Consider the following 26,824-nt stretch of genomic DNA (forward strand, 5'->3'; position numbering starts at 1 on the left):
ACCTTGCTCTGATCACCCGATCGCGCTCGCGAGCCGCTCCGGGAGGAGCGTCTCGTTCACATTCGGTGAATGAACACCCGTCGTAATCGCAGCTGGCTCGCCATGTCGGAATTGTTGTCGACAGATACCGAACTCAACTGGATGCCGACCGAGCAGGATCTTGCCCGGCTCCAGTTCACGACGCTTCTCTACTATCTGCATTGCACCAATCCCGACAACGGCCTGGTGCGCGACAAGACGCAGGAAGATGCGCCGGCAAGTATCGCGGCGATCGGCATGGCGCTCGCGACGATACCCGTGCTTGTCGAGCGGGGCATTGTCATTCGCAAGTTCGCCGCGAAGATCGCGCGTCGGCGGCTGCAGTTTCTTCTGCAATGCCCGCAAGGGCCGGAGCCGGATGCCTCCGGCTACAGGGGCTTCTTTTATCACTTCCTTGACATCGAGACCGGCAGGCGCGTTTGGGAATGCGAATTGTCGACGATCGACTCCGCCTTCCTTTTCGCTGGCGCGCTGACGGTGGCCGCCTATTTTGATGGCGATACGGCGGACGAAGTCGAAATTCGGCGCTCGGCGAATGCGCTCTATGAGCGTGCCGACTGGAACTGGGCCTGCGATCATGGACTTACGCTGACCCATGGCTGGCGTCCGGAGAGCGGCTTCATTCCCTATCGCTGGCGCGGCTACGACGAAGGCCTGCTTCTCTACATACTCGGCCTCGGCTCGCCGACCCATCCGCTGCCGGTGGAAGCCTACGCCGCCTATACCGAAAGCTACGACTGGCGGAACCTTTATGGTCGCGAGCTGCTCTACTCGGGCCCTCTGTTCACGCACCAGTTGTCGCATATGTGGATCGATTTCCGCGGGATCCGCGACCATTTCATGCGCGAGCACAATAGCGACTACTTCCAGAACAGCCGGCATGCGACATTCGTCCAGCAGGAATACGCCATCCGCAATCCGCTGAATTTCGTCGGCTATGGCGAGCATTGCTGGGGCTTCACGGCGAGCGACGGGCCAGGCTGGACCAAGGGCACCGTGAACGGCAGAGAAAGGGAATTTTTCGATTATCTCGCCCGCGGCGCGCCCTTCGGCCCGGATGACGGAACCGTATCGCCCTGGGCCGTCGTCGCTTCTCTGCCGTTTGCGCCGGAGATCGTCATCCCAACGGTCTGGAACTGCGGCCGCATGAAGCTCGGCATGACCAGGCTCTATGGCTTCAGGCCGTCCTTTAACCGAAGCTTTCCGGTGGAAGGAAGCGAGGCCGGCTGGTGGGTCAGCCCCTACCACTTCGGCATCGATCAGGGCCCGGTGGTCCTGATGATCGAAAACTACCGAACCGGCCTGCTGTGGAACATCATGCGCCGGTGCGCGCCGATCGTGGTGGGTTTGAGGCGAGCAGGTTTTTCCGGCGGCTGGCTCTGAGGGCCAAACCAGCAAAAGGTATTCTGATGGACAGCCAGCCAGTGCCGATCCGAACGACCGCACTTCGTTTTGCACGAGCTGTCCGCATCTTTCTGTTCTCCGAAGTCGGCGGCCGGGCCAGGTGGATGTTTGCCGGGCTCATGGCGCTGCTCTTCGGCTTGAACGGCCTCAACGTCGTCAACAACTACGTCGGCCGCAATTTCATGACTGCGATCGCCGAGCGCCAGATGGATGAGTTCATTCGGCAGGCGGTTTTTTACGTCTGTGTGTTTGTAGTTCTCACCGTTACGGGCGTGATTGCACGCTTTGTCGAAGAACGGCTGGCGTTGCTCTGGCGCGAATTTCTGACGAGGCGCGCCGTCGGTCTCTATCTGGAGGATGAGGCCTACTACCGCCTGGAGGTCTCGGGGACCCTGACGCACCCGGACCAGCGGATTTCCGAGGATATCCAGGCATTCACGGTTACCACCCTCTCCTACATCATCATGCTCTTCAGCAGCACGCTGACCGTGGTGACGTTCTCAGGCGTGCTTTGGTCCATAAGCCCGCTGCTGTTTGTCGTCGCCGTGCTCTATGCGGCCTGCGGCTCCTACATGACGATCGTCTTGGGGCGCCCACTCATCGGCTTGAATTACGAACGGCTCGACAAGGAGGCGAGCTTCCGGTCCAGCCTCATGCATGTGCGCGAGAACGCCGAGTCGGTGATGGTGACGAATGTTGAAGGTCAGCAAAAAGCGCGATTGATGCAGCGCCTCGATGATCTGATCGGCAACATCCTCACCATTACCGCCGTCAATCGGAACCTGGCGTATTTTACGAGCGGCTACAATTGGATGATCCAGATCATCCCGGACCTGATCATTGCTCCGGCTTTCATGCGCGGGGAAATCGAATTCGGAGTGATCACGCAATCAGGCGCAGCCTTTGCCATGCTCGTGGGCGCGTTCTCCTTGATCGTCCGGCAATTCAATTCGATCTCGAACTTCGCCGTCGTTGTTTCCCGGTTGAGTTCCTTGCTGGAGGCCATTGAAAAGAGCCGGGCAAACGGTGGGGCCGGCATCGAGCTGGTCAAACAAGAGGGCGATCTGGTGTTCGATCACGTGACGTTGGGCTCGGCGGGCGGCCACGCACTGTTGCACGATCTGTCGATATCGATTCCGCAGGGGGCACCGGTGCTGATTTCCGGACCACACGCGGCTGCGGGCGCCGCGCTCTTCAAGGCGAGTGCCGGAATTCCGACCGCCGGCGCCGGGCGGATCCTACGCCCGAACGACGTGATGTTTCTTCCGCAGCGCCCCTACCTGCCGCCGGCTTCGCTTCGGCAGTTTCTTCTGCCTTCGGATAACCCGGGCGACATCTCCGATAGTCGAATGATCGAGGTCGTGCGAAGCGTTGGTCTCGACGGACTTGTTCACGACGCGCTCGGGCTGGAGAAGGAACAGGACCGGGAAATGTCCTTGGGCGAGCAGCAGCTCCTGGCTGTCGCCAAGGCCCTTCTTGCCAGGCCGCGATATGTCTTTCTTGACCGGCTTGAAGCGACCCTCGGGCATGAGACGTTCCGGAAAGCTCTGAGCCTGCTTGCCGAGAATTCGATCACCTGCATCAACAACGGCGAAGAGGGCGATGCGCGTGATCTTTACGAAGCGATCCTGGATTGCCAGGAGGATGGGCGCTGGACATGGACCCATGGCCAAACATGATAGTCCCGGGCCGTTTCCTCAAGCGATGCATGCCAAGCGTGATGCAACAATGGCTGCCACCCGCCGGCCACTTCGAGCCTGTGAAGTGCCGGGATATCTAGGCTAGTCCAAACTCTTCCTTCAGGCGAAGGTTCGGCCCGGACCAGCCAAATGATCGATGGAAAACGATCGCTGTTACCGGGGCGCGACGATGCCCTGGTAGTAGTCGCCGTCACCGCCAACATAGCGCGGACCACCGCCCCCGGTCTGCGAGCAAGCGGCCAGGGTGGTGAGTGCGAGCAGCAATACGATCGTTCTCATGAAGTCGGTTCCTTTCGGGCCTTAACGGCGCTATGTCCTTGAGACTAGTGGATATATAGGGACTGGCCTGCAGGACAAGCGGCATCTGGTCGGTGGTATAACAAAACACTTGATCGTTGAAGATGTAAATTGTGCTGGCGACCACCTGGCCGCTCGCGCACCTGGGATTTCCATGGATGAACGTGATTTTTGGTCAATGCTCGATGAGCGCGCGGGCTAGATCGGCTGTTGCTTGTTCCCCTGCTCCCGCTCCTGCCAGTATCTGAGACGAAGCCGCGGCGCGATGATCCAGGCGACGAACGGCGTCGTGACAAAGCAGGCAACCACCAGCGCCGGGATCGAATATTTGGCGTTGTCGGCGAGAACCGGGACTGACAAAACCGTCACGATGCCGATCCCGAATAGAATGGCATTGATCATAAGGCCGACCATGATGGCGAGTTGCAGGCGGACGGACATTTCGACCTCCCCGAGCTTCGAGGCAAATACCCCGAACAAAACTTCCCGACTTCGATTGTATCAGAGATCGCGAATTCGCGAAATGGTCGAAGGAGCAGAGCCGCAACGGCCACGCCGGCGACAATGCGTCACGCGTGGTGCGCCGCCCCTGTCGCACACGAAAATCCGCCCTATGCTCTTAGGCGAGTGATTGAGGACGCCTGAGGGAGACCGCATGACGAGCCCATACGAAACGCTTGGCGTCAGCCGCGAAGCGACACAAAAGGACATCCAGAGCGCCTATCGCAAGCTCGCCAAGAAATTGCACCCGGATCTAAACCCGGGAGACAAAGGGGCGGAGGACCGCTTCAAGGCGGTTTCAGCGGCCTACGCCCTCCTCAGCGACGAGGAAAAGCGCGGCAAATACGATCGCGGCGAAATTGACGAGACGGGCGCGGAGACCGCACCCCGCCACTACTACCGCGACTATGCCTCGTCCGGAGATGCCGCAGGACGTTACGAGAGCGCACATGGGTTCTCGGATTTCGCGGACACGGACGATATTTTCTCGAGTTTCTTTTCGCGGCGCAGCGGCGGTCAGCAGCAACGCCAGCGCGGGCGCGATCAGCACTTTTCCATGGAGATCAGCTTTCTGGATGCGGCCAACGGCACCAAGACCGAAATCAGCCTGCCGGGCGGCGGACCGGCGCTCGATCTCACCATCCCGGCCGGCACGCGCGACGGCCAGACGCTGCGGCTGCGTGGCAAGGGGGAGCCCGGCTTCAATGGCGCGCCAGCCGGCGATGCGCTGATCGATATCCGCGTCAGGCCGCATCCTCTGTTTGCAGCCGATGGTGACGACGTGCGCTACGAGCTGCCGATCTCACTCAGCGAAGCGGTGCTCGGCGGCAAGATCCGTGTCCCGACGATCGACGGCGCCGTCAATGTCACGATCCCGCCGCACTCCAACACCGGCAAGACGTTGCGCTTGAAGGGCAAGGGTCTGCACAAGTCAGGCGGCGGCCATGGCGATGCCTATGTCAGCCTGAAGATCGTGCTGCCGCATAGCCCCGATCCGGCGCTGTCGGCCTTCGTTGAAAGCTGGACGGCCGGAAAGACGGAAGACCCGCGCAAAGGCATGGGAGGCCAAGCATGAACGACCGTGAATTCTGCGAACACCTCGAGATCGAGGTCAAGGTCCTGCGCATCTGGGTCGAACAGCGCTGGCTGATGCCACGAGAGGCGGAAGCAGGTTGGCTTTTCGAAGAAGCTGACCTTGCCCGCGCCCGCCTGATCCAGGATCTGACGGGTCCTATGGGTGTCAATGATGACGGTGTCGACGTCGCCATGCGGTTGCTCGACCAGATCCACGGGTTGCGCGGCCGCCTCGCCGTGCTGATGAGCGCCATTCGATCCCAGGACCCGGAGGTTCAAAGGCTCATTCTGTCGAGGGTTGAGGACGAATAGTCTCTCTCCCGAGTGTCCAGTAGCCCGATCGTCTCGGCGACGAACAAGGTGTCGACGAACTCCGTCAGGTCGACGATCCGGCCGTCACGGAACGTGAACTTGTCGATGATTTCGGTCCGTTGTCGGGTTTGCGATGGAATGAAGCAGATGACGCCGGCGCGGTGGACGACGATGGTTTCGCCGTCAGCGTAAGCGCCGACCATTTCCATCTCGCTCAGGTCCCAGTTCTCCACGAGGGCCTGGAAACTGCTGCGCACCGTTTCCGGTGTGTTGACCGCGAGCGCCATCGTGCCGAGCCTGCCGTTTCCGACGATGCGGAAGCTGAAGTCCGGGTGGAGTTGCGCCATCATGGTGTCGAGATCGTTGACATTGCGGGCGAGATAGAGTGCGCGCACGCTGGTTTCCAACACGCTTCGCTCGGTCATGTGAAGCCTCCCATTTTCTATCTGGGCGAGTGTGCGTGAATTTTAGAAATGCCGCAAGTAAAGCTTGGCGTGTCGGGGTTCTTTCGCCGAAAATGCCGCAAATCCGGCCGTCCGTAGGATTTTACTAAAAGGCAGGCGCCGGCTTTTACGCGCCTGCAAGTGGAGTTGAGCGACAAGGAAGTTTGAACAACGGCAAGGCAGGAAAGACGTGACACAGGTCGTCACAGTATCCGCGACGACAGCGGCCTATGCAGCGGAAGCGCTGAAGCCGTCTGCGCGCGCGCGTGGTGACGGTCCGACTGACGAAGCGATCACGCTGCTTTCGACCCGGCGCGCCGAGGAGCCCGCGCTGACGCCGGTCACGGTTCCCAAGACCAAGGGTGCCCTGCCTCTCTCCTTCATGCTCATGAGCGCGGATGGCCGGTTGCCGGAGCGCTCCGAAGCCGAAGCGCTGCGGCGCTATCTCGAATTCATGCGCGACGACGACGACGGATCCGACGAGCAGGAAAACGAAGGCCGGCAGGATGAACCGGCCGGCCACGAGGAAGAAAGCGACGCCGCCTGAGGCGAGCGTCGCAACCGCTCGATCAATGATGCTTGTGGCCGCCCGCCGCCTCGCCGCCCTTGGCCGAGCCAACCGGGAATGTCGCATCGACCCTGCCAGCCTTTTCGAAGACGAGCGTGACGGGAACGGCTTCGCCTTCCTTGAACGGCGTCTTCACGTCCATGAACATCAGATGCAGGCCACCGGCCTTGAGCTCGACCGTTTCCCCGGCCGGTACCGCAACGCCGTCATCGAGCTTGCGCATCTTCATTACGTCGTTTTCCATCTTCATTTCATGGATTTCGACACGAGCGGCCGCGGGGCTTTCGACCGCCACCAGCCGGTCTTCACCTGCCCCGCCATTCCGGATCGTCAGGAAGCCGCCGCCGACCTTCGCACCGGGCAGCATGGCCTTGACCGAACCGCCGGATATCTCGAGGTCGCCGAGCTCCGCTGACCCGTCGGCCGCTGCCATATGTCCACCATGGCCCGCATGAGGATCGGCAGCATCGGCCATGGTTACCGTCACGGTTGGTGCCGGGCTCTTCAGGTCATGCGCATTCTGGCCTTCGGCGGCAACCTGATCCCAGACGACCTTGCCTTCGGCGCCGCAAAGCTGCGTGGTCGGGAAGGCAAGCACGGTCTCCTTGTCGAAGCCCGAGAGTTTGCCGCGAACGACGAAGGTATCGTAGTAATCGTCCGAGAGGTTGCCGCCCTTCCAGCGGATTTCCACAGGGCCGGACGGCACCTTCTCGCCGTGATTATCGTAGGTCTTCTGGTAGTCGCCCTTGATCACCTCGAGCTCCCAGCCGGGCTTCGGCTGCGGCTTGGCGAAGACGAAGCCTTCGGGCAGTTTGATCTGCACTTCGGTCGTCGGTTTGCCATCGCAGCCGTGTGGCACCTGCAGCACCGCCTTGAAGGTGCTCTCCACCGGCGCCGTGTCGTTTTCGAAGGTCGCATGGGCGTGGGCAATGCCGCTGGCGGCAAGGGTAAGGCCGAGCGAAAGCGAAGCGATCCTGGTCGTGTTCATGTCGTAATCTCCTGACCACACGCGGGCCTTTGCCCGGTTTCCGGTGGTCCAAGCCGCTTGAAGGCGGCGAATTGTCATGGGAATGCGAGAGGAGGATTACGACCGCGTCGGCGGCCCGCGCGAAGGCGGCAGCAGGCGCAGATGCTGATGGGGCGTGGCGTCGTGAGCGAGAACCGGCGAAAGCTGCCAGTCGCCTGCGTCGGCGCGAACGCCCTCGGTCGGTGGAACCGGCAGCAGCACCGAGCCCGAGAGCCGGCAGGCTTCGCAGACCGGGGCCATGGACTGGCCCTTGCCGCCTTGGTGGTCGACGCCGTCCATGCCGAAGCAGATTTCGGCGATCGAACCGTCAGGCAGCTGATAGGCGGCGATCTCGGCCGGCGTCAGCGTTTTGGCGATGAGCGGCTTGTGGGCAAAGGTCAGAAACACGAGCGCGAATACGGCGATGAGCCGCACTGCTATCCCGAATTTGCCTTCGCGCCCTGTCATGATCGTCCCCGGTATCACACTTGGGTTATCCTCAACCGGAGAAGAATGCAAAGACAGAATTGCCGCACCCGCCGTGGCTGCGTCTTTTGGTCATGCGACAAAAATGTGTTTCCGCGCGACACCGCCCCCTTGCCAACCTCCCGCCTTCGCCGTTATCTGGAGGCGATCTTGTTGGGAGAAACCGGTTCACTCCGGTGCCGAAGGAGCAACCGCCCCGGAAACTCTCAGGCCAAAGGACCAGCAAGGTGCCGGTAGGACTCTGGAGAGAAGCGTTTTTGCGCTCGCCGAAGGGATAACAATCTCAGGCAAAGGGACAGAGGGGGCTCGAATCGACGGCGATTGACGCCGGATGTGTGAGCCGGCGCGGGAGCGCCAGACCTGGAGGCCGGATTTGGAACAGAATCCCCATTTGAAACATACGCCGCTGCATGCGCTGCACCTCTCCTTGGGCGCGCGCATGGTGCCCTTTGCCGGTTACGACATGCCGGTGCAGTACCCCGATGGCGTGATGAAGGAACACCAGCACACCCGCGTTGCCGCTGGCCTCTTCGATGTCTCGCACATGGGCCAGGTCATTGTTCGGCCGAAGTCCGGCAAGGTCGAAGACGCAGCACTTGCGCTTGAGAAGCTGGTGCCGGTCGATGTGCTCGGCCTTGGCGAGGGTCGGCAGCGCTACGGCCTCTTCACCGATGCCGAAGGCGGCATTCTTGACGATCTGATGATCGCCAACCGTGGCGATCATCTCTTCCTCGTTGTCAACGCCGCCTGCAAGGACGCCGACTTCGAGCTTCTGAAGGCTGGCCTGTCCGACACCTGCGATGTGACGATGCTTGACGATCGCGCGCTGATCGCGCTTCAGGGACCGCACGCCGAGGCCGTTCTCGGCGAACTCTGGGCCGATGTCTCGGCCATGCGTTTCATGGACGTCGCCGAAGCCGACCTGCACGACGTCACCTGCATCATCTCCCGCTCGGGCTATACCGGCGAAGACGGTTTCGAAATCTCCATTCCCGTCGCATCCGCGGTCGACGTGACCCAGCGTCTGCTCGAACACCCCGACGTCAAGCCGATCGGCCTCGGCGCCCGCGATTCGCTGCGGCTCGAAGCCGGCCTTTGTCTCTATGGCAACGATATCGACACCACGACCACACCGGTCGAGGGCGCCATCGAATGGGCGATGCAGAAGGCTCGGCGGGCCGGCGGCGCCCGTGAGGGCGGCTTCCCGGGCGCCGATCGCATCCTCGGCCAGCTTGCTGACGGCGCCTCGCGTCGCCGCGTCGGGCTGAGGCCGGAGGGACGCGCGCCCGTGCGCGGCGGCGCCAAGCTCTTTGCCGATGCCGAGGGCAAGACGCCGGTCGGTCAGGTGACCTCGGGCGGCTTCGGCCCCTCGGTCGATGGCCCGGTCGCCATGGGCTACGTCGATGCCGGTCACACGGACGTCGGCACTACCCTTTTTGCGGAAGTGCGCGGCAAGTACCTGCCGGTGGCGGTCGCCGCCCTGCCTTTTGTCAAACAAACCTACAAACGCTGATCAGGAGAGAGCGATAATGTTGAAGTTCACTGAGGAACACGAGTGGCTGAAGATCGAAGCTGGTGTCGCAACCGTCGGCATCACCGAGCACGCCGCTGGCCAGCTCGGCGACCTCGTTTTCGTTGAGCTGCCGGAAACCGGCTCCACGTTCGCCAAGGGCGATTCCGCCGCCACCGTCGAATCCGTCAAGGCAGCTTCAGACGTCTATTGTCCGCTTGACGGCGAAATCGTCGAAGTGAACCAGGCGATCGTCGACGATCCGTCGCTGGTCAACAGCGACCCGCAGGGCGCTGCATGGTTCTTCAAGCTGAAGCTTGCCAACCCCAGCGAAGCCGACGCCCTTCTCGAAGAAGCGGCCTACAAGGAGCTCGTCGCCTGATGAGCATGCCCAAGGACTTCACCTTTACCGACTACAAGCCGTATGACTTCGCCAACCGGCGTCATATCGGCCCGTCGCCGGCCGAAATGGACGAGATGCTGAAGGTTGTCGGCTACCCGACGCTCGATGCGCTCATTGACGACACCGTTCCGCCGTCGATCCGCCAGAAGACGCCGCTTGCCTGGGGCGCACCGATGACCGAGCGCGAAGCGCTCGACAAGATGCGCGAAACGGCCAACCGCAACCAGAAGCTCGTCTCGCTGATCGGCCAGGGCTACTACGGCACGATCACGCCGCCGGTGATCCAGCGCAACATCCTGGAAAACCCGGCCTGGTATACGGCCTATACGCCCTACCAGCCGGAAATCAGCCAGGGTCGCCTCGAAGCGCTGCTCAACTACCAGACCATGGTCTGCGACCTGACGGGTCTCGACGTTGCCAACGCCTCGCTGCTCGATGAGGCGACCGCTGCCGCCGAAGCGATGGCGATGGCCGAGCGCGTCTCGAAGTCGAAGGCCAAGAGCTTCTTCGTCGACGAGAACTGCCACCCGCAGACGATCGCGCTTCTGAAGACCCGCGCCGAGCCGCTCGGCTGGCAGATCGTCATCGGCAATCCCTTTACCGATCTTGATCCGGTCGACGTCTTCGGCGCGATCTTCCAGTATCCAGGCACTTACGGCCACGTGCATGACTTCACCGGCCTGATCGCCCGTCTGCACCAGACCGGCGCGATCGCAACCGTCGCTGCCGATCCGCTGGCGCTGGCGCTCCTGAAGTCGCCCGGCGAAATGGGCGCCGACATCGCCATCGGTTGCACCCAGCGCTTCGGCGTTCCGGTCGGTTATGGTGGTCCGCACGCGGCCTACATGGCCGTCAAGGACGCGCACAAGCGCTCCATGCCCGGCCGTCTTGTCGGTGTCTCGGTCGATGCGCGCGGAAACCGCGCCTATCGCCTGTCGCTGCAGACCCGCGAACAGCACATCCGCCGCGAAAAGGCGACGTCGAACATCTGCACCGCGCAAGTGCTGCTCGCCGTCATGGCCTCGATGTACGCCGTCTTCCATGGGCCGAAGGGCATCAAGGCGATCGCCCAGAGCGTTCACCAGAAGACCGTCCGTCTCGCCATGGGCCTCGAAAAGCTCGGCTACACCGTCGAGCCGGGCGTGTTCTTCGACACGATCACCGTTGAAGTTGGCAAGCTGCAGGGCATTATCCTCAAGACTGCTGTCGCCGAGGAAGTGAACCTGCGCAAGATCGGCGAGACCAAGATCGGCATCAGCCTCGACGAGCGTTCGCGCCCTGTCACGCTCGAAGCTGTCTGGCGCGCCTTCGGTGGCGATTTCAAGGTGGAAGAGTTCGAGCCGGGCTACCGCCTGCCGGAAAGCCTCCTGCGCACCAGTGAGTACCTGACGCACCCGATCTTCCACATGAACCGCGCCGAAAGCGAGATGACGCGCTACATCCGCCGTCTGTCCGACCGCGACCTCGCGCTCGACCGTGCGATGATCCCGCTCGGCTCGTGCACGATGAAGCTGAACGCGACGGCGGAAATGCTGCCGATCACCTGGCCGGAATTCTCGGAAATCCATCCGTTCGTTCCGAAGGAGCAGGCGGCCGGCTACCAGCACATGATCGAGGATCTGTCGGAGAAGCTCTGCGCCGTCACCGGCTATGACGCGATCTCGATGCAGCCGAACTCGGGTGCGCAAGGTGAATATGCCGGTCTCCTCACGATCCGCGCGTACCACCTGGCACGAGGCGACGCCCATCGCGACGTCTGCCTGATCCCGACCTCGGCGCACGGCACCAACCCGGCGTCCGCCCAGATGGCCGGCATGAAGGTGGTGGTCATCAAGGTCAGCGACAACGGCGACATCGACATGGATGATTTCCGTGCGAAAGCCGAGCAGTACGCGGAAAACCTCTCGTGCTGCATGATCACCTATCCGTCGACCCATGGCGTGTTCGAAGAGAACGTGCGCGAGGTCTGCGAGATCGTGCACAAACATGGCGGTCAGGTCTACATGGACGGCGCCAACATGAACGCCATGGTCGGCCTTGCCCGCCCGGGCGATATCGGCTCCGACGTCAGCCACCTGAACCTGCACAAGACCTTCTGCATCCCGCACGGCGGCGGTGGTCCCGGCATGGGCCCGATCGGCGTCAAGGCGCACCTCGCACCCTACCTGCCCGGCCATCCGGAAACGGACGGCAACGACGGCGCGGTGTCTGCAGCTCCCTTCGGTTCGGCTTCGATCCTGCCGATCTCCTGGAGCTACTGCCTGATGATGGGTGGCGAAGGCCTGACCCAGGCGACGAAGGTGGCGATCCTCAACGCCAACTACATCGCAGCAAGGCTGAAGGGCGCCTATGAAGTGCTCTACAAGTCGTCGAAGGGCCGCGTGGCGCATGAGTGCATCATCGACACCCGTCCGCTGGTCGAAAGCGCCGGCGTCACGGTTGACGACGTTGCCAAGCGCCTGATCGACTGCGGTTTCCACGCCCCGACCATGAGCTGGCCGGTTGCCGGCACGCTGATGATCGAGCCGACGGAATCGGAGACCAAGGCCGAGATCGACCGCTTCTGCGATGCGATGCTGGCGATCCGCGAGGAAGCCCGCGCGATCGAAGAAGGCCGGATGGACAAGACCAACAACCCGCTGAAGAACGCACCGCACACGGTCGAAGACCTGGTCGGCGAGTGGGATCGTCCCTATTCGCGCGAACAGGCCTGCTTCCCGCCGGGCGCCTTCCGGGTCGACAAGTACTGGTCGCCGGTCAACCGCGTCGACAACGTCTATGGCGACCGCAATCTCATCTGCACCTGCCCGCCGCTGGAAAGCTACGCGGAAGCGGCTGAGTAACGTCAAGAAGGCCGGCGGGGCGCTTGCTCCGCCGGTTTTCTCAGCGCCGTCCGGCGCCCGTGGCAGCGCGCAGCGTGCGCCCGCATCCAGGTTCACTGCCGAAATCTACAAGGATCGGCACAGGCACGGGACGCACTCGTCCGCCCGCGCTTCTTGGCGCGCTGGTTAGCGGCGTGAGGTCATTCCGGGAGGCAGGATGGTGTTTTCAATCCAGAAGCGGACGAAGGCCTCGGCAAAATGCCTGTAGCCGGAGACCGAATCCGGCTTGGCAACATAGGCATTGGCTCCGGCGCGATAGCACTGGAGCACGTCGGTCGGGTTGCTGGATGACGTCAGGATGATGATCGGGATGAGGACGGTCGCCGGTCCCCTGCGGATGCGCCGCAGAAGCTCGATACCGTCGCTGCCGGGCATTTTGATATCCAGGAGCACATAGTCGAAATGGGTCTGGGCGAGCTGGGCGATGGCGTCCTCCGCATCCGCTGCCAGCGCCAGATCGATGGTGCCGTCGACCTGTGCGAAGGCGCGCTTCACGAAGCGCGCGTCGTGCGCGTCGTCCTCCACCAAGAGCAGTCGCTTTGGCGTCGAGACCACCTGTTCCGCCCTAATTTGCCTTCCGCAGCCGCCTCGGAAGAAGCACGATGAAACGTGCGCCTTCGCGGAAGGTGGTGTCAAGTCGGATCGAACCGTCATGGCTCTCGGCTATGCGTTTGGCAAGTGCCAGACCGATCCCCGTGCCGCCATAGGTGCTCTCGTCCTTGTGCAACCGCTGGAACACCTCGAAGATCCGTGTCGAATAGCGCGGGTCGATGCCGATGCCATTGTCTTCGACCACAAACTCAACGATCTGATCGGCGACGCCGCCCTGAATGCGGATCGCCGGTTGGCGGTCGGCGTGCCGATACTTGATCGCGTTGCCGATCAGGTTCTGGACCAGGCGGCGGAGGAGCTCCGGGTCCCCTTCCAGTTCCGGCAGCTCGCCAACCTCGAAGGTTGCCTGCGCGTCCTGAACATCGCTGGCAAGAATGGTCAGCGTCTCGGCGACGATGTCCGCGAGCCGCACCTCCGTCCAGTGGCTGATACGGTGCGCGATCTGCGCATAGTCGAGCAGGCTGTCGATTACCCTGTTCATGCGCTTCACGCTGTCGCGTAAGTGACGCGCGTTCTCGGCGAGTTCAGCCTCGTCTCCTGCCGCCAGATCGTCCTCGATCATTTCGGAGAACATGGCGATGTGTCTGAGCGGTGCCTTGAGGTCATGGGAGACCGTCGCGGTGAATTGATCGAGCGCCTCGTTCTTATGCTCGAGTTCCTGCCTCTGGCGCTCGAGCGCAAGTTCGGCGCGTTTCAGATCCGTAACGTCGATGCGGGCGACGACAGTGTTCCCGTCCTTGGCCTTGATGTTTTCCACACGCAGCCAACGATCATCGGCGTAGCGGTAGATCTTGGGACGCCCATCGGGATGGCGGAAATCGTGCAGGCGTGAGGCGATCCATTCGTCGCCTTCGCGTGTGCCCGGCAGGGCATCGGGATAGTGACCACCCTGTCGCGCCAGAAGCATGATTTCTTCGGCCGTGATGCCAGGCTCCAGCGCTGCACCTGCCGGCCCGCAGATCGCCTGATAGGCCCTGTTGTAGACGATCAGCCGCTCTTGCCGATCGAATATGGCAAAGCCCTCAGGCATGGCTTCCAGCGCTGCGTTGAGCATCTCGGACGCCTTCTGACGCTCGCCTACGGCCTCCGTGAGATCCGAAACATCGCGGATGATGCCGATGAGCGCCAGTTCCTCGCCCTGCTCGTCGAGCAGCGGCGTGGTGCGAAGGTGGCCGGAAAATGTAGACCCGTCGCGCCTGACATAGAGATAGTTCGACGTCCGTGCGGCGGTTTCGTCGACGCGCGCCGCGCGGTTGCGCAGGCGCTTTTCATATTCAGCGTCGTTGGCATAGATCAGCCGTACGGAGCGGTCGATGAATTCTTCCGGGGAATAGCCGAACTGGCGAAGGGCGGCATTGTTCGCGGAGCGGATGATGCGCTCGGCATCGATGATGATCACGGGGTCGGGAAACGTCTCGTAGAGCGCCTTGAAGACGAGATCCTCATTGAACGCCGCCATGCGCAATCCCCTGTTCCATGTTCACGCATCTCAGCAGAAAAATGGCCCGGCGAAAACCGGGCCAACCTATCCGTTTGAAGGAATGGAGGAAACTTAGTTGGCGCGCACCACCGCATCGCCCTGTGCGGCGAGAGCCGCGAGGTCGGCGGGCTTCAGTTCGACCGATTCGCCGCAGCCGCACGCGGACGTCTGGTTCGGATTGTGGAAGGTGAATCCGGAACGAAGCGTCGTGACTTCGAAATCCATCTGCGTGCCAAGCAGGTAGAGCACGGCCTCGGGCGCGACCCAGACGCTGGCGCCCTGATGTTCGATCAGGTCGTCCTTGGGGTTGGGCTCAGTCACCAGGTCGACGGCATACTCCATGCCGGCGCAGCCGCCCTTCTTGATGCCGACGCGAATGCCCTTGGCATCGGCACCGGCGCCTTCGACGATCGCACGGACGCGATCAGCGGCGGCATCGGTCAGGCTCATTACGGCAAAGCCCATGGGCTCGTTCTCCTTGTCGTCACCGGGGTAAAGGCCCGGCGCCTTACAGAATCAAATGTAGTATCCGTGCCTTAACGGATCAATATGCAGGTCCCGGCTCAGTACCAGCCGACCGCGACCTGTGCCTCCTCGGACATACGGTCCGGCGTCCACGGCGGATCGAAGGTCATTGCGACCTCGACGCCTGATACGCCCTCGACTGCGCCGACGGCATTCTCCACCCAGCCCGGCATTTCGCCGGCAACCGGGCAGCCCGGTGCGGTCAGCGTCATGTCGATCTTGACCATGCGGTCGTCCTCGATGTCGATCTTGTAGATCAGACCAAGCTCGAAAATGTCGGCAGGGATTTCCGGGTCGTAGACCGTCTTCAGCGCGGCGATGATATCATCACTGAGGCGCGCCAGTTCCTCGGCCGGGATTGCCGAATGCACGATGCCCTCGCGGACATCGACTTTTTCTTCCGTTGCATCAAGGCTCATATCGGCCTCCTGGACTTTCTCTTTTGGTTCAAAAGACTACGAGAACTACTTGAACCTTTTACAAATTTCTCAAGCGAAGAACTTGCGCGCATGCTCCAGCGCATCCGCCAGCGCATCCACCTCGGCCCTGGTATTGTAAAGGCCGAAAGATGCACGGCATGTGGAGGTAACGCCAAAGCGTTTCAAGAGCGGCTGAGCGCAATGCGTGCCGGCGCGAACGGCGACACCGGCGCGATCGATCACCATCGACACATCGTGCGAGTGGATGCCGGCGAGTTCGAAGGCGAAGATGCTGCCCTTGCCGGGCGCATTGCCGAAGACGCGCAGCGAATTGACCGACGACAGGCGTTCGCGCGCATAGGCCGTCAGATCCGCCTCGTGCGCCTGGATCGCTGCCCGACCGAGCTTGTCCATATAGTCGAGCGCATAGCCGAGGCCGATTGCCTGCACGATCGGTGGCGTGCCGGCTTCGAAGCGGTGCGGCGGATCGTTGTAAGTGACGGTGTCTTCAGTCACCACCTCGATCATCTCGCCGCCGCCGAGGAACGGCCGCATCTCCTTCAAGCGATCGGTCTTGCCGTAGAGCACGCCGATGCCTGAGGGACCATAGAGCTTGTGACCGGTCATCACGTACCAGTCGCAATCGATGTCCTGGACATCGACCGGCATGTGAACGGCACCCTGACTGCCGTCGACCAGAACCGGAATGCCGCGCTCGCGGGCAATGCGGCAGATCTCCTTGACGGGAACCACCGTGCCCAGCGCATTCGACATATGGGTGATGGCGATGAGCTTGGTCTTGTCGGTCAGGCATTTGACGAAGTCTTCGACGTGGAGCGCGCCGTCGTCGTCGACCGGGATCCAGACAAGCTTGGCGCCCTGGCGTTCGCGGATGAAGTGCCAGGGAACGATGTTGGAATGGTGCTCCATGATCGAGAGCACGATCTCGTCGCCTTCCCCAAGCTTCGGCATGCCGTAGCCATAGGCGACCGTGTTGATCGCCTCGGTCGAGGATTTGGTGAAGATGACGTTGTCGACCGAGGGGGCATTGAGGAAGCGGCGTACTTTCTCGCGCGCCGCCTCATAGGCTTCCGTCGCGGCATTTGACAGGAAATGCAGGCCGCGATGGACGTTGGCATACTCATTGGCATAGGCATGGGCCACCGCGTCGATCACGACCTGCGGCTTCTGCGCCGATGCGCCGTTGTCGAGATAGACAAGCGGCTTGCCGTAGACGGTTCGCGACAGGATCGGGAAATCCTTGCGGATCGTTTCGACGTCGTAGGCAGGCACCGGTACAGAGTGTTCCATGTCTTTCAATCCAATTTCGCTACAGCACCGCGCGCATTTGAAGACGCACTAAGGTCGCTGTAACATGTTGAACTGCTGCATAACTTTACCCTCAAATCGATTTCGAGTTGAGGAATTACGCAATAGCCTTAGGCGTGCTTGTCGAGCCAGGTCGAGATGACCTCTTCGAGGGACTCGACCAGCGCCTCGTGATCTTCCAGCTCTTCGACGATCTCGGCGACGAAGGCGTTGACGAGCATCGCCCGCGCCTTGTTCTCCGGAACGCCGCGCGCCATCAGGTAGAAGAGCTGCGTATGGTCGATGTCGGCAACCGTTGCGCCGTGACCGCACTGCACGTCGTCGGCGAAGATTTCCAGTTCCGGCTTGGCCGAGAGATCGGCATCGTCGGAAAGAAGCAGCGTGTTGCACGCCATCTTCGCGTCCGTCTTCTGCGCGTCCTTGGCGACCAGGATCTTGCCCTGGAACACACCCTTGGCGCGGTCGAACACGACATTGCGGATGATCTCGGTCGAGGTCGTGTGCGGCACGTTGTGGCCGAGCGTGAAGGTGACGTCGGTATGGGTTTCGCCGCCGAGCAGGTTGATGCCGCGCAATTTGAAGTCAGCGCCCTCGCCGCTCGTCTTGCCGTGAATCTCCTGGCGTACCAGCTTGCCGCCGGCATTGATCACGAAGAGATGCAGCTTGGCATTCTTGCCGAGGTCGAAGCGGATCTGGCCGAGATGGGTATCGGCAGCGCCCTGCTGCTGCAGGATGATCCAGATGACGTCGGCGCCTTCGCCAAGCGTCACGTCGCTGACGGAGGAAACGAAGCTTTCGGCGTCGTTGGTCGACAGATGCCGCTCGATCACGGTCGCCTTGGCGCCAGCACCGAAGGTCACCGGAAAGCGCGTATGCGCCTGGCCTAGGCTCTGCACCAGCTGGATTTCCAGCGGATCTTCGAGAGCAGCTTCAGCTGCCACGTCGATTTCGAGACCGCCGCGAACGAGACCGCCGTTGATGCGCCCGATCGCGTCGTCAAAGCCGAGCACGGCGAGCCCGGCCGCAGCCGAACCGTCGAGCAGGCTGTCGACATAGGAGCGCACGGTCACGCCATCGGGCAGGCTGCCCTTGACCTCAGCATGGCCGTTGCGGACGGAAAGCACCGTCGAGCCCGGAACCAGCGCGTCGACGCGATCGGCAAAGGCCGTCGGGTCGGCTGCGGGTACCGCGCGCAGCAGGGTGCGCAGGTCGGTATAGTGCCAGGATTCGACACGGCGGGTCGGCAGGCCAGCCGTCTTCAGTTCGTGCACCAGCGCGTCGCGGACCGAAAGCACCGAGCCGTCACCCGGCAGATCGCCGATCTGAGCGGTATAGGCGTCGACGAGCGCCGTCTCGGCTGCCGTCATCTTGATTGCCTGTTGCATATTCATTCGAACACTCCTTCAACAGGCGTCAAGCCGCGGCCTCGATGATGTCCGCGTAGCCGTTGGCTTCGAGTTCGTGCGCCAGCGTCTTGTCGCCCGACTTGATGACCTGGCCCTTGTAGAGGACGTGCACCGTATCAGGAACGATGTAGTCGAGCAGGCGCTGGTAGTGGGTGATGACCACGACGGCGCGATCCGGCGAGCGCAGCGCATTGACGCCGTCTGCAACGATCTTCAGCGCGTCGATGTCGAGGCCCGAATCCGTCTCGTCCAGCACGCACAGCTTCGGCTGGAGCAGCGACATCTGCAGGATTTCGGCGCGCTTCTTCTCACCGCCGGAAAAGCCGACGTTGAGCGGACGACGCAGCATTTCCGGAGCGATCTTCAGCTCGGCTGCGGCTTCCTTGACGCGGCGCATGAATTCCGGCGTCGTCAGTTCGTCTTCGCCGCGATACTTGCGCTGTTCGTTCATCGCCACCTTCAGGAACTGCATGGTGGCAACGCCGGGGATTTCGACCGGATACTGGAAGGCAAGGAAGATGCCCTTGGCCGCGCGCTCGGAAGCGTCGAGCTCGAGGATGCTTTCGCCGTTATAGAGGATGTCGCCTTCGGTGACTTCGTAGTCTTCGCGGCCCGACAGGATGTAGGAAAGCGTCGACTTGCCGGAGCCGTTCGGGCCCATGATGGCGGCGACTTCGCCCGCCTTCACGGTGAGGTTCAGGCCGCGGATGATCTCGGTGCCGTCTTCGGCGATGCGGGCGTGCAGGTTCTTGATTTCAAGCATTTCGTGTCTCTCAATCTCGTCTTCCAAGAAGGAAGCGGTTCAATGTCTCATCTTTGACGTTGGCGCTGAGCCAGAAAACGACGACCAGAAGCAGGCCGGAACAGACACCAATTCCCTTTGCGATGGGCCAATCTGCGATCAGCCCGACAACTCCGGTGGCAAGGCCGATGACGGAAACGAAGATGGACAGAACCATCAATTTCATCCCCGCCGACAGAGCCTTCTGCTCGACCAAATGGTCCGCCTCCCTTTAGCCGACCGAGCCTTCCAGCGAGATGCCGATCAGCTTCTGCGCTTCGACGGCGAATTCCATCGGCAGTTCCTGGATGACTTCCTTGACGAAGCCGTTGACGATCAGAGCGATCGCCGCTTCGGTCGGGATGCCGCGCTGCAGGCAGTAGAACAGCTGGTCCTCGGAAATCTTCGACGTCGTGGCTTCGTGCTCGAACTGTGCCGTCGAGTTCTTCGCCTCGATGTAAGGAACGGTGTGCGCGCCGCACTTATCGCCGATCAGCAGCGAATCGCACTGCGTGAAGTTGCGGGCGTTTTCTGCCTTGCGGTGCGCCGAAACCTGGCCGCGATAGGTGTTTTCCGAAACGCCGGCGGCGATGCCCTTGGATACGATGCGGCTCGACGTGTTCTTGCCAAGATGGATCATCTTGGTGCCAGAATCGATCTGCTGGTGGCCGTTGGACACCGCGATCGAGTAGAACTCGCCGCGCGAACCGTCGCCGCGCAGGATGCAGGACGGGTACTTCCAGGTGATCGCCGAGCCGGTTTCGACCTGCGTCCAGGAGATCTTGGAGTTCTTGCCACGGCAATCGCCACGCTTGGTGACGAAGTTGTAGATGCCGCCCTTGCCTTCCTTGTCGCCCGGATACCAGTTCTGCACCGTCGAGTACTTGATCTCGGCGTCATCGAGCGCAACGAGTTCGACGACGGCGGCGTGAAGCTGGTTCTCGTCGCGCTGCGGCGCCGTGCAGCCTTCCAGATAGGAGACATAGGCGCCGTCCTCGGCGATGATCAGCGTGCGCTCGAACTGGCCGGTGTTCTTCTCGTTGATGCGGAAGTAGGTGGACAGTTCCATCGGGCAACGAACGCCCTTCGGCACGAAGACGAAGGAGCCGTCGGTAAAGACAGCCGAATTCAGCGTCGCATAGTAGTTGTCGGTCGTCGGAACGACGGAGCCGAGATACTTCTTCACGAGGTCAGGGTGCTCGCGGATCGCCTCGGAGATCGACATGAAGATCACGCCGGCCTTCTTCAGCTCTTCCTTGAAGGTGGTGACGACCGAGACGCTGTCGAACACGGCGTCGACCGCGATCTTCGACTTCTGGACGCCGGCCAGGATTTCCTGTTCCTTCAGCGGAATGCCGAGCTTCTCGTAGACCTTGAGAATCTCCGGGTCGACTTCGTCGAGCGACTTCGGACCGGTCACGCCCTTCGGTGCGGCGTAGTAATAGATCTCGTTGAAGTCGATCTTCGGGTAGCTGACGCGCGCCCAGGTCGGCTCTTCGAGCGTCAGCCAACGGCGATAGGCCTCAAGCCGCCACTCGAGCATCCATTCCGGCTCGTTCTTCTTCTCGGAGATGAAGCGAATGATGTCTTCCGAGAGACCCTTCGGGGCCTTCTCCACTTCGATGGTGGTTTCGAAGCCGTATTTGTACTGGTCGACGTCGATCTGACGGACCTGATCAATGGTCTCCTGCACGGCAGGCATGTCGTTCTCCAATCTTGCCGGATCCAAGGTCCGGCAGCTTGTCAACACGATGCGGCTGAGCGCATCGCTTATGTAATGGCTAAAAGGCGCTTTTCACCCTGTTTGCCAAGCGGAAAATTGCTTTTCCGCAATTTCGTCCCATCGCCCGGGCTTAGGCCGCCTGTCCCGGTGCCCGGCGTCTTGCTGCTACCTTTGCAAAGACCGCGGCGCAACGTTCGATTTCAGCCGCTGTCGTCGCTTCGCCGATCGATATTCTAAGCGCACCCTGGCGCGGATCGTAGCCCATCGCCGTCAGCACGTGGCTCTGCCCGACCTTGCCTGACGAGCAGGCCGATCCGGCCGAAAGCGCCACCCCTTCGAGATCGAAGGCGATCTGGCCCGTTTCGGCCTTCAGGCCGGGAAGCGTGAAGAATGTCGTGTTGCCGACGCGCGAAACGTCGCGGCCGTGAATGACCACATCTGTCGCTGCTGCCAGCATCTCGCTTTCCAGCCTGTCACGCAACGCGGCAATCGCGCTCATGCGTTGGCCAACGCCTTCGCCGACTTTCCTGGCGGCTGCGGCAAAGCCGGCAATCGCCACCGAATTTTCGGTACCGGAACGATGCCCCTTCTCCTGTCCGCCACCGCGGATCAGCGGCGCCGGCATCATCACCTCGCCACGCGCCACCAGCGCGCCGGCGCCCTTCGGGCCGCCGATCTTGTGGGATGAGAGAATGAGGAAGTCGGCACCGAGGTCTTCGATCGAAAGCGGTACGCGGCCGGCAGCCTGCACCGCGTCGACGACGATAATGCCACCGTGGGTGCGAACGATCTCGGCGATTTCGGCAATGGGCTGGATGATACCGGTCTCGTTGTTGACCAGCATGACGGCAACCATCGGCAGGCCAAGCTGACGGTCATGTGCCGCCAACAGCGCACGAAGCGCCTCAAGATCGACGATCCCAGCGGAGGTCACGGGTATTTCGCTCACTGCGTCGCGCTGGAAGCGCCCGCCTTCGCGCAGTGCCGGGTGCTCGATTGCCGAGGCGTAGAGCCGGCTGATCTTCAGAGGCGTGCGGCCCATACGGAAATCGGGCGTCAGCACCAGGTTGGCCGCTTCCGTCGCGCCGCTGGTAAAGATGACGCTGGCGGCTTTCGCACCGCAAAGGGCGGCCACATCGCGGCGGGCGCCTTCAATGAGCGTGCGCAGCGCGCGGCCCTCGCCATGGACGGAAGACGGATTGCCGACGAGGTCGAGCGCCGACAGGCAGGCCTCGCGCGCTTCAGGCAGAAGCGGCGCCGTGGCGTTCCAGTCCATGTAGATGCGCGAACCCGACATGATTTCCTTCGCTAGAACAACAGGCTGCGACCCGGCAACCTCTGGCGATGCATTTTCCTTGAATTTTCCGCGTCGCTTGCCTTATGAGACGAAGCACAAGGCGGAATGCCCGCACAGAAGTTTTGAACGGTTCTAAACTAGGTTTTAGAAAAGCTGACTGCTTTCGTCAAGACTGATCGCGATCTGAACCCAAGATTCGAACCAGGAACACTCCCGGAGAGCCAATGCCCGAAATCATCTTCAACGGACCCGCTGGCCGCCTCGAAGGCCGCTATCAGCCTTCGAAGCAGAAGAGCGCGCCGATCGCCATCATCCTGCACCCGCATCCGCAGTTCGGTGGCACGATGAACAACCAGATCGTCTACCAGCTCTTCTATATGTTCCAGAAGCGCGGCTTCACCACGCTGCGGTTCAATTTCCGCGGCATCGGTCGCAGCCAGGGCGAGTTCGACCACGGCGCCGGCGAACTGTCGGACGCGGCGTCCGCGCTCGACTGGGTGCAGAGCCTGCATCCGGATTCGAAGAGCTGCTGGGTTGCCGGCTATTCCTTCGGCGCCTGGATCGGCATGCAGCTGCTGATGCGCCGCCCGGAAATCGAAGGCTTCATGGCGGTCGCCCCGCAGCCGAACATCTACGACTTCTCGTTCCTGGCACCCTGCCCGTCCTCGGGCCTGATCATCAACGGTGATTCCGACAAGGTGGCGCCGGAGAAGGACGTGAACGGCCTCGTCGAGAAGCTGAAGGCGCAGAAGGGCATTCTCATCACCCACAAGACCGTTCCCGGCGCCAACCACTTCTTCAACGGTCAGGTCGAAGGCCTGATGGGTGAATGCGAGGACTATCTCGACCGTCGCCTCAACGGCGAGCTGACGCCGGAACCGGCCGCAAAGCGCATTCGCTGACCGTTCGCCGAAATGAGCACAAGGGCCGCGCGTTCTTCGGATCGCGCGGCCCTTTTCGTTTCAGGTTGGCTTTGCGGGCGGTCGAGCGCTTGCGCTGTCGAAGTCACCACGTCTCGCTGCAACGCCCATTAATCCCGAAGACTGGTCGCCGCTCACCCGCCGGGGTGATTTCAGAGACGTGCAAACAGCGTATGGTGCAAGTCTGGGCTGTCTACGGGATGGCGAGATTATTTTGAGTTGATCCGCTGCATCCGTTGTTGCCGTCGGGTCGACGATCACGCCGAGCGTCTTTTGGGAGGGAACGATGACGGGAGTATTGGGCGTCTCATTTGGCGAAGCGAAATGGCAGACCCTTCCCGTCACTCCTACGCTTCCAGCGGCCACGCGGGACGGGTTCTTGCCCGTATCGGGTGCGGAGATCTGGTACGCAGTCTACGGCTCAGGTGACCCCGTCATCTTGTTGCACGGGGGCCTCGCCAATTCCAGCTACTGGGGACGTCAGGTTCCTGAACTCGCCAAGTTCTGCCAGGTCATCGTTCTCGACAGCCGCGGCCACGGCCGCAGCACCTGGGACAACCTTGTCGGCTACGACCTCATGGTTTCCGACGTCGTCGGGGTGATGGAGCAGTTGAACATAACCAGAAGTGCCATCGTCGGCTGGAGCGATGGTGCCATTACCGGCCTCAAGCTGGCGATGCGGTATCCCGAGCGGGTCAGCGGTGTTTTCGCCTTCGGGGCGAATAGCAGCCCGTCTGGAACCTTCGATCTAACCAACAGCGTCATGTTCAGCGCATACGAGGCCCGGGCCCGCGTCGAATATGCGAGCTTGTCCCGCACTCCCGGCGGATACCCTGCCTTCTATGATCAGATGCTCAAGATGTGGACCTCGGAGCCAAACATGACGGACCGCGATCTCCAGGGAATCCAGGTTCCCGTCTGGGTCGTGGATGGCGATCATGAGGAAGTCATCCAACGAACGGACACACTGTTCATCGCCGACAACATTCCGAACTGCGGTTTGCTGATTCAGCCGGAAGTCAGTCACTTCTCCCTCTTGCAGGATCCTGACCAGTTCACCCAGGATATTATTCGCTTCTTGCAGGCGAAGGGTATCGCCAAGATATCCGACGCGCTTGCGGACGCCCGTCCAATCTATGCTTGAGCCCATTGCTCTACGGGCGGGCGACCCACTGCGGCACGGCCGGATTGACGACCTTGGTCGGCGTCGCCGTGCATTCGACCCGATTGCGCCCATTCGCCTTGGCCGAGTAGAGCGCCATGTCGGCGCGCTGCATGACGGGATCCAGAGCCTCGCCGCTCCCGACGGCGGTGACACCGAAGCTCGCCGTTACACGCGCTGCTTCCGGGAGGCCGACGATCTGCTGGGACATGATGGCAGCGCGCATGCCGTGCGCAACGACGCGGGCTTCTGACAAGTCCGTGCAGGGCAGAAATACCGCGAACTCCTCACCGCCAAGGCGGCCGGCCACGGCACGGTTCGGCATGACGTCCATCAGCACCCGCGCAAAACGACGAATCACCTCGTCACCGGCGAGGTGGCCGTAGGTGTCGTTGACCAGCTTGAAGCGATCGAGGTCGGCGAGGATCAGCGTACCTGGTGTCTGGGTCGCACGCGCATGCAGGAGCGGAATGACGCGATCCATGAAGCCGCGACGATTGTAGAGCCCCGAGAGAAGGTCTATTTCCGAGCGGGCCTGCACATCGTCGACGATGTCCTTCACCATCACGCCGAGCATCGCAAGCCCTGCTCCAACGATCAGCATCGCGCCAAGCGCCTGGGAAATGAGTGCGAACGGGCTCGAAACGTAGTCCTGTGCGGTGGCGCCCGAGCCGGCCGCAACGGCGGCATAGATCTTCACGAGATAGTAGAGCGAGCAGAGCGCCAGAAGGCCGAAAAGCAGCCAATCGAAGAACGAGCGTCGCCCCGAGCGCAGCACCACGGACGCGGTCCACAGCTGAATGAGGAAGAACGGCATCTGGTAGGGAATGGCGTGCTGCCAGGTGCCACGTGGCAGATCGTAGATCGCCATGTCCAGCGCAACGCCCGCAACGAACCACACGCCAAGCACCGGCCAACGCACCGGTACCTGATAGAAGAGGCCGAGGCCGAACCGCAAAAGACAGAAGCCGCCGAGCATGCAGGCGAAAGCGCCGATGGCAAAGGGCCGCGGCGCGGACGAGAACGGAACGATCGCTTCGCAAACGGCAGCAAGCGAGGCGACGGCAAAACCGGCTCCACACCACAGGGCCGCGCGGCGCTGTCGGCTCTTTGCTGCAATGGTGAGGAAGGCGGCCGTGAAAATCTGGGCGATGATGAAGTTCACAGCCAGCAGAGAGATCGCACCACCCATCGAAGAACCCGAAACCTTCGTCCTGCGGCTCACCGCCGTTTGCCACCTCCGGCGGTAGCGGATGCCGATCCTAATTGGCCGATGCGAAGAATTGATTAATCCGTTTGGTGGATAGCATACACCGTTTCGGGCCTTTCAGCGAGCAGGCGTAGTGGCGTGTTTTCCGCCTGTGACGGGCTGGCGGACCCCGGTCGTTCCCGGATAGGTCAGCGGCAGGCCCTGCAGCGAGCGCACGGCGAGGTAGGCCCAGGCCTCGGCCTCCATGGAATCGCCGTTGAGACCGGCGTCCTCGGCCGGCAGCACCATGGCGCCCGCTGCCTTGGCGAGCGCCACGAGGTCGCGCATGATCACCGGATTGAGGCGGCCGCCGCCGCAGATGATGTAGGTCGATGGCCGCTGTGGCAGATGCCCGGCCGACTTGAGGATCGCCGCCGCGGTCACATGGGCAAGCGTGCGGGCACCGTCGGCAAGGCCGGCGTCACCTCCCGCTGGCGGCGCGAAATCGTTTCGGTCGAGCGACCGGCGCTTTTTTGCAGTGAAAAAGGGATTGGCGAGGTAGCGCTCTGCAAGATCAGGGAGAACGGCCCCTTCGCTCGCAATCATGCCGCCCTGGTCAAAGGGAATGCCGGCATGGGCCTCGACCCATTGATCGATCAGCGTGTTGCCGGGGCCGCTATCATAGGCAACGAGCGTCTCGCCGGCGCCAATGAAGGTCAGGTTGGAGATGCCGCCGATATTGACGAAGACGACCGGCGCAAGAAGGCCGGCTGCTCCCCGCGCCAGCGCGGCGTGGTAGGCGGGGATCAGCGGCGCGCCCTGCCCGCCATGCACCATGTCGTTGGCGCGCATGTCGTAGACGACGTCGATGCCGGTTTCGCCGGCAAGCAACTGGCCATCGCCGATCTGCACCGTCAAGGCCTCGTCGGGACGGTGCAGCACGGTCTGCCCGTGGAAGCCGATCACGTCGATTTCCGCCGGCGACAGGTTGTTTTGCTGCAGGAAGGCTTTGACTGCTTCGGCATGCCGCAACGTCAACTCGCGCTCAAGCTCCGCGAGCGCTCCAGGTCTTTGATCCCGTTGCGTGATCGTCTTCGCGTCGACCAGTCCCTGCTTCAATCGGTCGCGAAAGCGGGCATCGTAGGCAAAACCGGCAGTGGGGCCGCGTTCGACGACGGTGACGCCATCTGTCCTCAGCAAGGCGACATCGATGCCGTCCATGCTCGTGCCGCTCATCAGGCCGATTGCCGTTCTTGTCCGTGTCATGCCGTCAACATTTCCAGAATCACTTTTGAAGTGATTATGCGCGGAAACAGTGCTAAACGCCCGTTCGTTCAAAAACTTCCCCGCAAGAGA

At 61.9% G+C, this 26,824-nt stretch carries 27 protein-coding genes and 1 riboswitch; of the genes, 10 read left to right on the forward strand and 17 right to left on the reverse strand.

Annotated features, from left to right (window positions below; all coding sequences use genetic code 11):
• The first annotated feature begins 102 nt into the window (after positions 1-102).
• Together PWG15_RS07800 and PWG15_RS07805 are read left to right on the forward strand one after the other, a co-directional pair.
• Positions 103-1,422, forward strand: coding sequence for a glucoamylase family protein (locus tag PWG15_RS07800; protein ID WP_275024379.1), 1,320 nt, complete (start codon positions 103-105; stop codon positions 1,420-1,422).
• 26 nt (positions 1,423-1,448) lie between these two features.
• On the forward strand, positions 1,449-3,122 hold the full coding sequence (locus PWG15_RS07805) for an ABC transporter ATP-binding protein/permease (protein ID WP_275023830.1): 1,674 nt from the start codon (positions 1,449-1,451) through the stop codon (positions 3,120-3,122).
• A gap of 174 nt (positions 3,123-3,296) precedes the next feature.
• Here PWG15_RS07805 and PWG15_RS07810 read toward each other — a convergent pair whose 3' ends face one another.
• Both PWG15_RS07810 and PWG15_RS07815 read right to left on the reverse strand, forming a co-directional pair.
• Positions 3,297-3,422, reverse strand: coding sequence for a hypothetical protein (locus tag PWG15_RS07810; protein WP_275023831.1), 126 nt, complete (start codon positions 3,420-3,422; stop codon positions 3,297-3,299).
• Positions 3,423-3,638: 216 nt separating this feature from the next.
• Positions 3,639-3,881 carry a hypothetical protein gene (locus tag PWG15_RS07815; RefSeq protein ID WP_275023832.1) on the reverse strand — a complete coding sequence of 81 codons (243 nt, stop codon included), beginning with the start codon at positions 3,879-3,881 and terminating at the stop codon, positions 3,639-3,641.
• Positions 3,882-4,095: 214 nt separating this feature from the next.
• Here PWG15_RS07815 and PWG15_RS07820 point away from each other — a divergent pair, with 214 nt between their 5' ends.
• Together PWG15_RS07820 and PWG15_RS07825 are read left to right on the forward strand one after the other, a co-directional pair.
• A complete protein-coding gene (locus PWG15_RS07820) occupies positions 4,096-5,016 on the forward strand; it encodes a DnaJ C-terminal domain-containing protein (RefSeq protein ID WP_275023833.1) in 921 nt (306 codons plus the stop codon).
• Entirely contained in the window at positions 5,013-5,327 is a 315-nt protein-coding gene (locus PWG15_RS07825) for a chaperone modulator CbpM (RefSeq protein ID WP_275023834.1), read from the forward strand. Before PWG15_RS07820 ends, PWG15_RS07825 begins: the two co-directional genes overlap by 4 nt.
• Here PWG15_RS07825 and PWG15_RS07830 read toward each other — a convergent pair.
• Entirely contained in the window at positions 5,291-5,752 is a 462-nt protein-coding gene (locus PWG15_RS07830) for a nuclear transport factor 2 family protein (RefSeq protein WP_275023835.1), read from the reverse strand. The two genes, PWG15_RS07825 and PWG15_RS07830, sit on opposite strands and share 37 nt — an antisense overlap.
• 208 nt (positions 5,753-5,960) lie before the next feature.
• On the opposite strand from PWG15_RS07830, the gene PWG15_RS07835 reads away from it, so the two are divergent.
• On the forward strand, positions 5,961-6,317 hold the full coding sequence (locus PWG15_RS07835) for a hypothetical protein (protein WP_275023836.1): 357 nt from the start codon (positions 5,961-5,963) through the stop codon (positions 6,315-6,317).
• A 22-nt stretch (positions 6,318-6,339) separates the two neighbouring features.
• On the opposite strand, the gene PWG15_RS07840 is transcribed toward PWG15_RS07835, so the two are convergent.
• Entirely contained in the window at positions 6,340-7,326 is a 987-nt protein-coding gene (locus PWG15_RS07840) for a copper chaperone PCu(A)C domain-containing protein (RefSeq protein WP_275023837.1), read from the reverse strand.
• A gap of 96 nt (positions 7,327-7,422) precedes the next feature.
• Positions 7,423-7,812, reverse strand: a complete 390-nt coding sequence (locus PWG15_RS07845) for a hypothetical protein (protein ID WP_275023838.1) — start codon at positions 7,810-7,812, stop codon at positions 7,423-7,425.
• A 162-nt stretch (positions 7,813-7,974) separates the two neighbouring features.
• Positions 7,975-8,062: riboswitch (glycine riboswitch) on the forward strand.
• 99 nt (positions 8,063-8,161) lie between these two features.
• Here PWG15_RS07845 and gcvT point away from each other — a divergent pair.
• From gcvT to gcvP, 3 genes are read left to right on the forward strand one after another with little or no spacing between them, the layout of a single operon-like run.
• Entirely contained in the window at positions 8,162-9,343 is a 1,182-nt protein-coding gene (gene gcvT / locus PWG15_RS07850; protein WP_275023839.1) for a glycine cleavage system aminomethyltransferase GcvT, read from the forward strand.
• A 16-nt stretch (positions 9,344-9,359) separates the two neighbouring features.
• Positions 9,360-9,722 (forward strand): glycine cleavage system protein GcvH, encoded by a 363-nt coding sequence (gene gcvH, locus PWG15_RS07855; RefSeq protein ID WP_275023840.1) that lies wholly within the window; start codon positions 9,360-9,362, stop codon positions 9,720-9,722.
• A complete protein-coding gene (gene gcvP / locus PWG15_RS07860) occupies positions 9,722-12,586 on the forward strand; it encodes an aminomethyl-transferring glycine dehydrogenase (protein WP_275023841.1) in 2,865 nt (954 codons plus the stop codon). Before gcvH ends, gcvP begins: the two co-directional genes overlap by 1 nt.
• A gap of 165 nt (positions 12,587-12,751) precedes the next feature.
• On the opposite strand, the gene PWG15_RS07865 is transcribed toward gcvP, so the two are convergent.
• From PWG15_RS07865 to PWG15_RS07910, 10 genes are all read right to left on the reverse strand, one after another.
• Positions 12,752-13,180, reverse strand: coding sequence for a response regulator (locus tag PWG15_RS07865; RefSeq protein WP_275023842.1), 429 nt, complete (start codon positions 13,178-13,180; stop codon positions 12,752-12,754).
• A gap of 10 nt (positions 13,181-13,190) precedes the next feature.
• Entirely contained in the window at positions 13,191-14,696 is a 1,506-nt protein-coding gene (locus tag PWG15_RS07870; RefSeq protein ID WP_275023843.1) for a sensor histidine kinase, read from the reverse strand.
• 93 nt (positions 14,697-14,789) lie between these two features.
• Positions 14,790-15,182 (reverse strand): Fe-S cluster assembly scaffold SufA, encoded by a 393-nt coding sequence (gene sufA / locus PWG15_RS07875; protein WP_275023844.1) that lies wholly within the window; start codon positions 15,180-15,182, stop codon positions 14,790-14,792.
• A gap of 98 nt (positions 15,183-15,280) precedes the next feature.
• Positions 15,281-15,661: an SUF system Fe-S cluster assembly protein gene (locus PWG15_RS07880; protein WP_275023845.1), complete on the reverse strand. Its 381-nt coding sequence runs from the start codon at positions 15,659-15,661 to the stop codon at positions 15,281-15,283.
• A 69-nt stretch (positions 15,662-15,730) separates the two neighbouring features.
• Positions 15,731-16,972 (reverse strand): cysteine desulfurase, encoded by a 1,242-nt coding sequence (locus PWG15_RS07885; protein WP_275023846.1) that lies wholly within the window; start codon positions 16,970-16,972, stop codon positions 15,731-15,733.
• 128 nt (positions 16,973-17,100) lie between these two features.
• A complete protein-coding gene (gene sufD, locus PWG15_RS07890; protein ID WP_275023847.1) occupies positions 17,101-18,381 on the reverse strand; it encodes a Fe-S cluster assembly protein SufD in 1,281 nt (426 codons plus the stop codon).
• Between the two features lie 22 nt (positions 18,382-18,403).
• Complete coding sequence (sufC, locus tag PWG15_RS07895) at positions 18,404-19,159, reverse strand: Fe-S cluster assembly ATPase SufC (RefSeq protein ID WP_034794631.1); 756 nt, start codon at positions 19,157-19,159, stop codon at positions 18,404-18,406.
• 10 nt (positions 19,160-19,169) lie between these two features.
• Positions 19,170-19,394, reverse strand: coding sequence for a hypothetical protein (locus PWG15_RS07900; RefSeq protein WP_275023848.1), 225 nt, complete (start codon positions 19,392-19,394; stop codon positions 19,170-19,172).
• 15 nt (positions 19,395-19,409) lie between these two features.
• A complete protein-coding gene (gene sufB, locus PWG15_RS07905) occupies positions 19,410-20,879 on the reverse strand; it encodes a Fe-S cluster assembly protein SufB (protein WP_104664075.1) in 1,470 nt (489 codons plus the stop codon).
• Between the two features lie 151 nt (positions 20,880-21,030).
• Positions 21,031-22,197 carry a cysteine desulfurase family protein gene (locus PWG15_RS07910; RefSeq protein ID WP_275023849.1) on the reverse strand — a complete coding sequence of 389 codons (1,167 nt, stop codon included), beginning with the start codon at positions 22,195-22,197 and terminating at the stop codon, positions 21,031-21,033.
• A 224-nt stretch (positions 22,198-22,421) separates the two neighbouring features.
• Here PWG15_RS07910 and PWG15_RS07915 point away from each other — a divergent pair, with 224 nt between their 5' ends.
• Positions 22,422-23,099, forward strand: a complete 678-nt coding sequence (locus PWG15_RS07915) for an alpha/beta hydrolase (protein ID WP_043614433.1) — start codon at positions 22,422-22,424, stop codon at positions 23,097-23,099.
• Positions 23,100-23,403: 304 nt separating this feature from the next.
• Positions 23,404-24,261, forward strand: coding sequence for an alpha/beta fold hydrolase (locus tag PWG15_RS07920; RefSeq protein ID WP_275023850.1), 858 nt, complete (start codon positions 23,404-23,406; stop codon positions 24,259-24,261).
• Between the two features lie 10 nt (positions 24,262-24,271).
• On the opposite strand, the gene PWG15_RS07925 is transcribed toward PWG15_RS07920, so the two are convergent.
• Both PWG15_RS07925 and PWG15_RS07930 read right to left on the reverse strand, forming a co-directional pair.
• On the reverse strand, positions 24,272-25,471 hold the full coding sequence (locus PWG15_RS07925) for a GGDEF domain-containing protein (protein ID WP_275024380.1): 1,200 nt from the start codon (positions 25,469-25,471) through the stop codon (positions 24,272-24,274).
• 135 nt (positions 25,472-25,606) lie between these two features.
• Positions 25,607-26,734, reverse strand: coding sequence for an anhydro-N-acetylmuramic acid kinase (locus PWG15_RS07930; protein WP_275023851.1), 1,128 nt, complete (start codon positions 26,732-26,734; stop codon positions 25,607-25,609).
• Between the last annotated feature and the right edge of the window lie 90 nt (positions 26,735-26,824).

The organism is Ensifer adhaerens (assembly GCF_028993555.1).
Lineage (GTDB): Bacteria > Pseudomonadota > Alphaproteobacteria > Rhizobiales > Rhizobiaceae > Ensifer > Ensifer adhaerens_I.

Bases quoted from the DNA above. Each gene is read 5' to 3' on its own strand.
- PWG15_RS07800 (WP_275024379.1), top strand. From the start codon at position 103: ATGTCGGAATTGTTGTCGACAGATACCGAACTCAACTGGATGCCGACC.
- PWG15_RS07805 (WP_275023830.1), top strand. From the start codon at position 1,449: ATGGACAGCCAGCCAGTGCCGATCCGAACGACCGCACTTCGTTTTGCA.
- PWG15_RS07810 (WP_275023831.1), bottom strand. From the start codon at position 3,422: ATGAGAACGATCGTATTGCTGCTCGCACTCACCACCCTGGCCGCTTGC.
- PWG15_RS07815 (WP_275023832.1), bottom strand. From the start codon at position 3,881: ATGTCCGTCCGCCTGCAACTCGCCATCATGGTCGGCCTTATGATCAAT.
- PWG15_RS07820 (WP_275023833.1), top strand. From the start codon at position 4,096: ATGACGAGCCCATACGAAACGCTTGGCGTCAGCCGCGAAGCGACACAA.
- PWG15_RS07825 (WP_275023834.1), top strand. From the start codon at position 5,013: ATGAACGACCGTGAATTCTGCGAACACCTCGAGATCGAGGTCAAGGTC.
- PWG15_RS07830 (WP_275023835.1), bottom strand. From the start codon at position 5,752: ATGACCGAGCGAAGCGTGTTGGAAACCAGCGTGCGCGCACTCTATCTC.
- PWG15_RS07840 (WP_275023837.1), bottom strand. From the start codon at position 7,326: ATGAACACGACCAGGATCGCTTCGCTTTCGCTCGGCCTTACCCTTGCC.
- PWG15_RS07845 (WP_275023838.1), bottom strand. From the start codon at position 7,812: ATGACAGGGCGCGAAGGCAAATTCGGGATAGCAGTGCGGCTCATCGCC.
- gcvT (WP_275023839.1), top strand. From the start codon at position 8,162: ATGTGTGAGCCGGCGCGGGAGCGCCAGACCTGGAGGCCGGATTTGGAA.
- gcvH (WP_275023840.1), top strand. From the start codon at position 9,360: ATGTTGAAGTTCACTGAGGAACACGAGTGGCTGAAGATCGAAGCTGGT.
- gcvP (WP_275023841.1), top strand. From the start codon at position 9,722: ATGAGCATGCCCAAGGACTTCACCTTTACCGACTACAAGCCGTATGAC.
- PWG15_RS07870 (WP_275023843.1), bottom strand. From the start codon at position 14,696: ATGGCGGCGTTCAATGAGGATCTCGTCTTCAAGGCGCTCTACGAGACG.
- sufA (WP_275023844.1), bottom strand. From the start codon at position 15,182: ATGGGCTTTGCCGTAATGAGCCTGACCGATGCCGCCGCTGATCGCGTC.
- PWG15_RS07880 (WP_275023845.1), bottom strand. From the start codon at position 15,661: ATGAGCCTTGATGCAACGGAAGAAAAAGTCGATGTCCGCGAGGGCATC.
- PWG15_RS07885 (WP_275023846.1), bottom strand. From the start codon at position 16,972: ATGGAACACTCTGTACCGGTGCCTGCCTACGACGTCGAAACGATCCGC.
- sufD (WP_275023847.1), bottom strand. From the start codon at position 18,381: ATGAATATGCAACAGGCAATCAAGATGACGGCAGCCGAGACGGCGCTC.
- sufC (WP_034794631.1), bottom strand. From the start codon at position 19,159: ATGCTTGAAATCAAGAACCTGCACGCCCGCATCGCCGAAGACGGCACC.
- sufB (WP_104664075.1), bottom strand. From the start codon at position 20,879: ATGCCTGCCGTGCAGGAGACCATTGATCAGGTCCGTCAGATCGACGTC.
- PWG15_RS07910 (WP_275023849.1), bottom strand. From the start codon at position 22,197: ATGTCGGGTTCGCGCATCTACATGGACTGGAACGCCACGGCGCCGCTT.
- PWG15_RS07915 (WP_043614433.1), top strand. From the start codon at position 22,422: ATGCCCGAAATCATCTTCAACGGACCCGCTGGCCGCCTCGAAGGCCGC.
- PWG15_RS07920 (WP_275023850.1), top strand. From the start codon at position 23,404: ATGACGGGAGTATTGGGCGTCTCATTTGGCGAAGCGAAATGGCAGACC.
- PWG15_RS07925 (WP_275024380.1), bottom strand. From the start codon at position 25,471: ATGGGTGGTGCGATCTCTCTGCTGGCTGTGAACTTCATCATCGCCCAG.
- PWG15_RS07930 (WP_275023851.1), bottom strand. From the start codon at position 26,734: ATGACACGGACAAGAACGGCAATCGGCCTGATGAGCGGCACGAGCATG.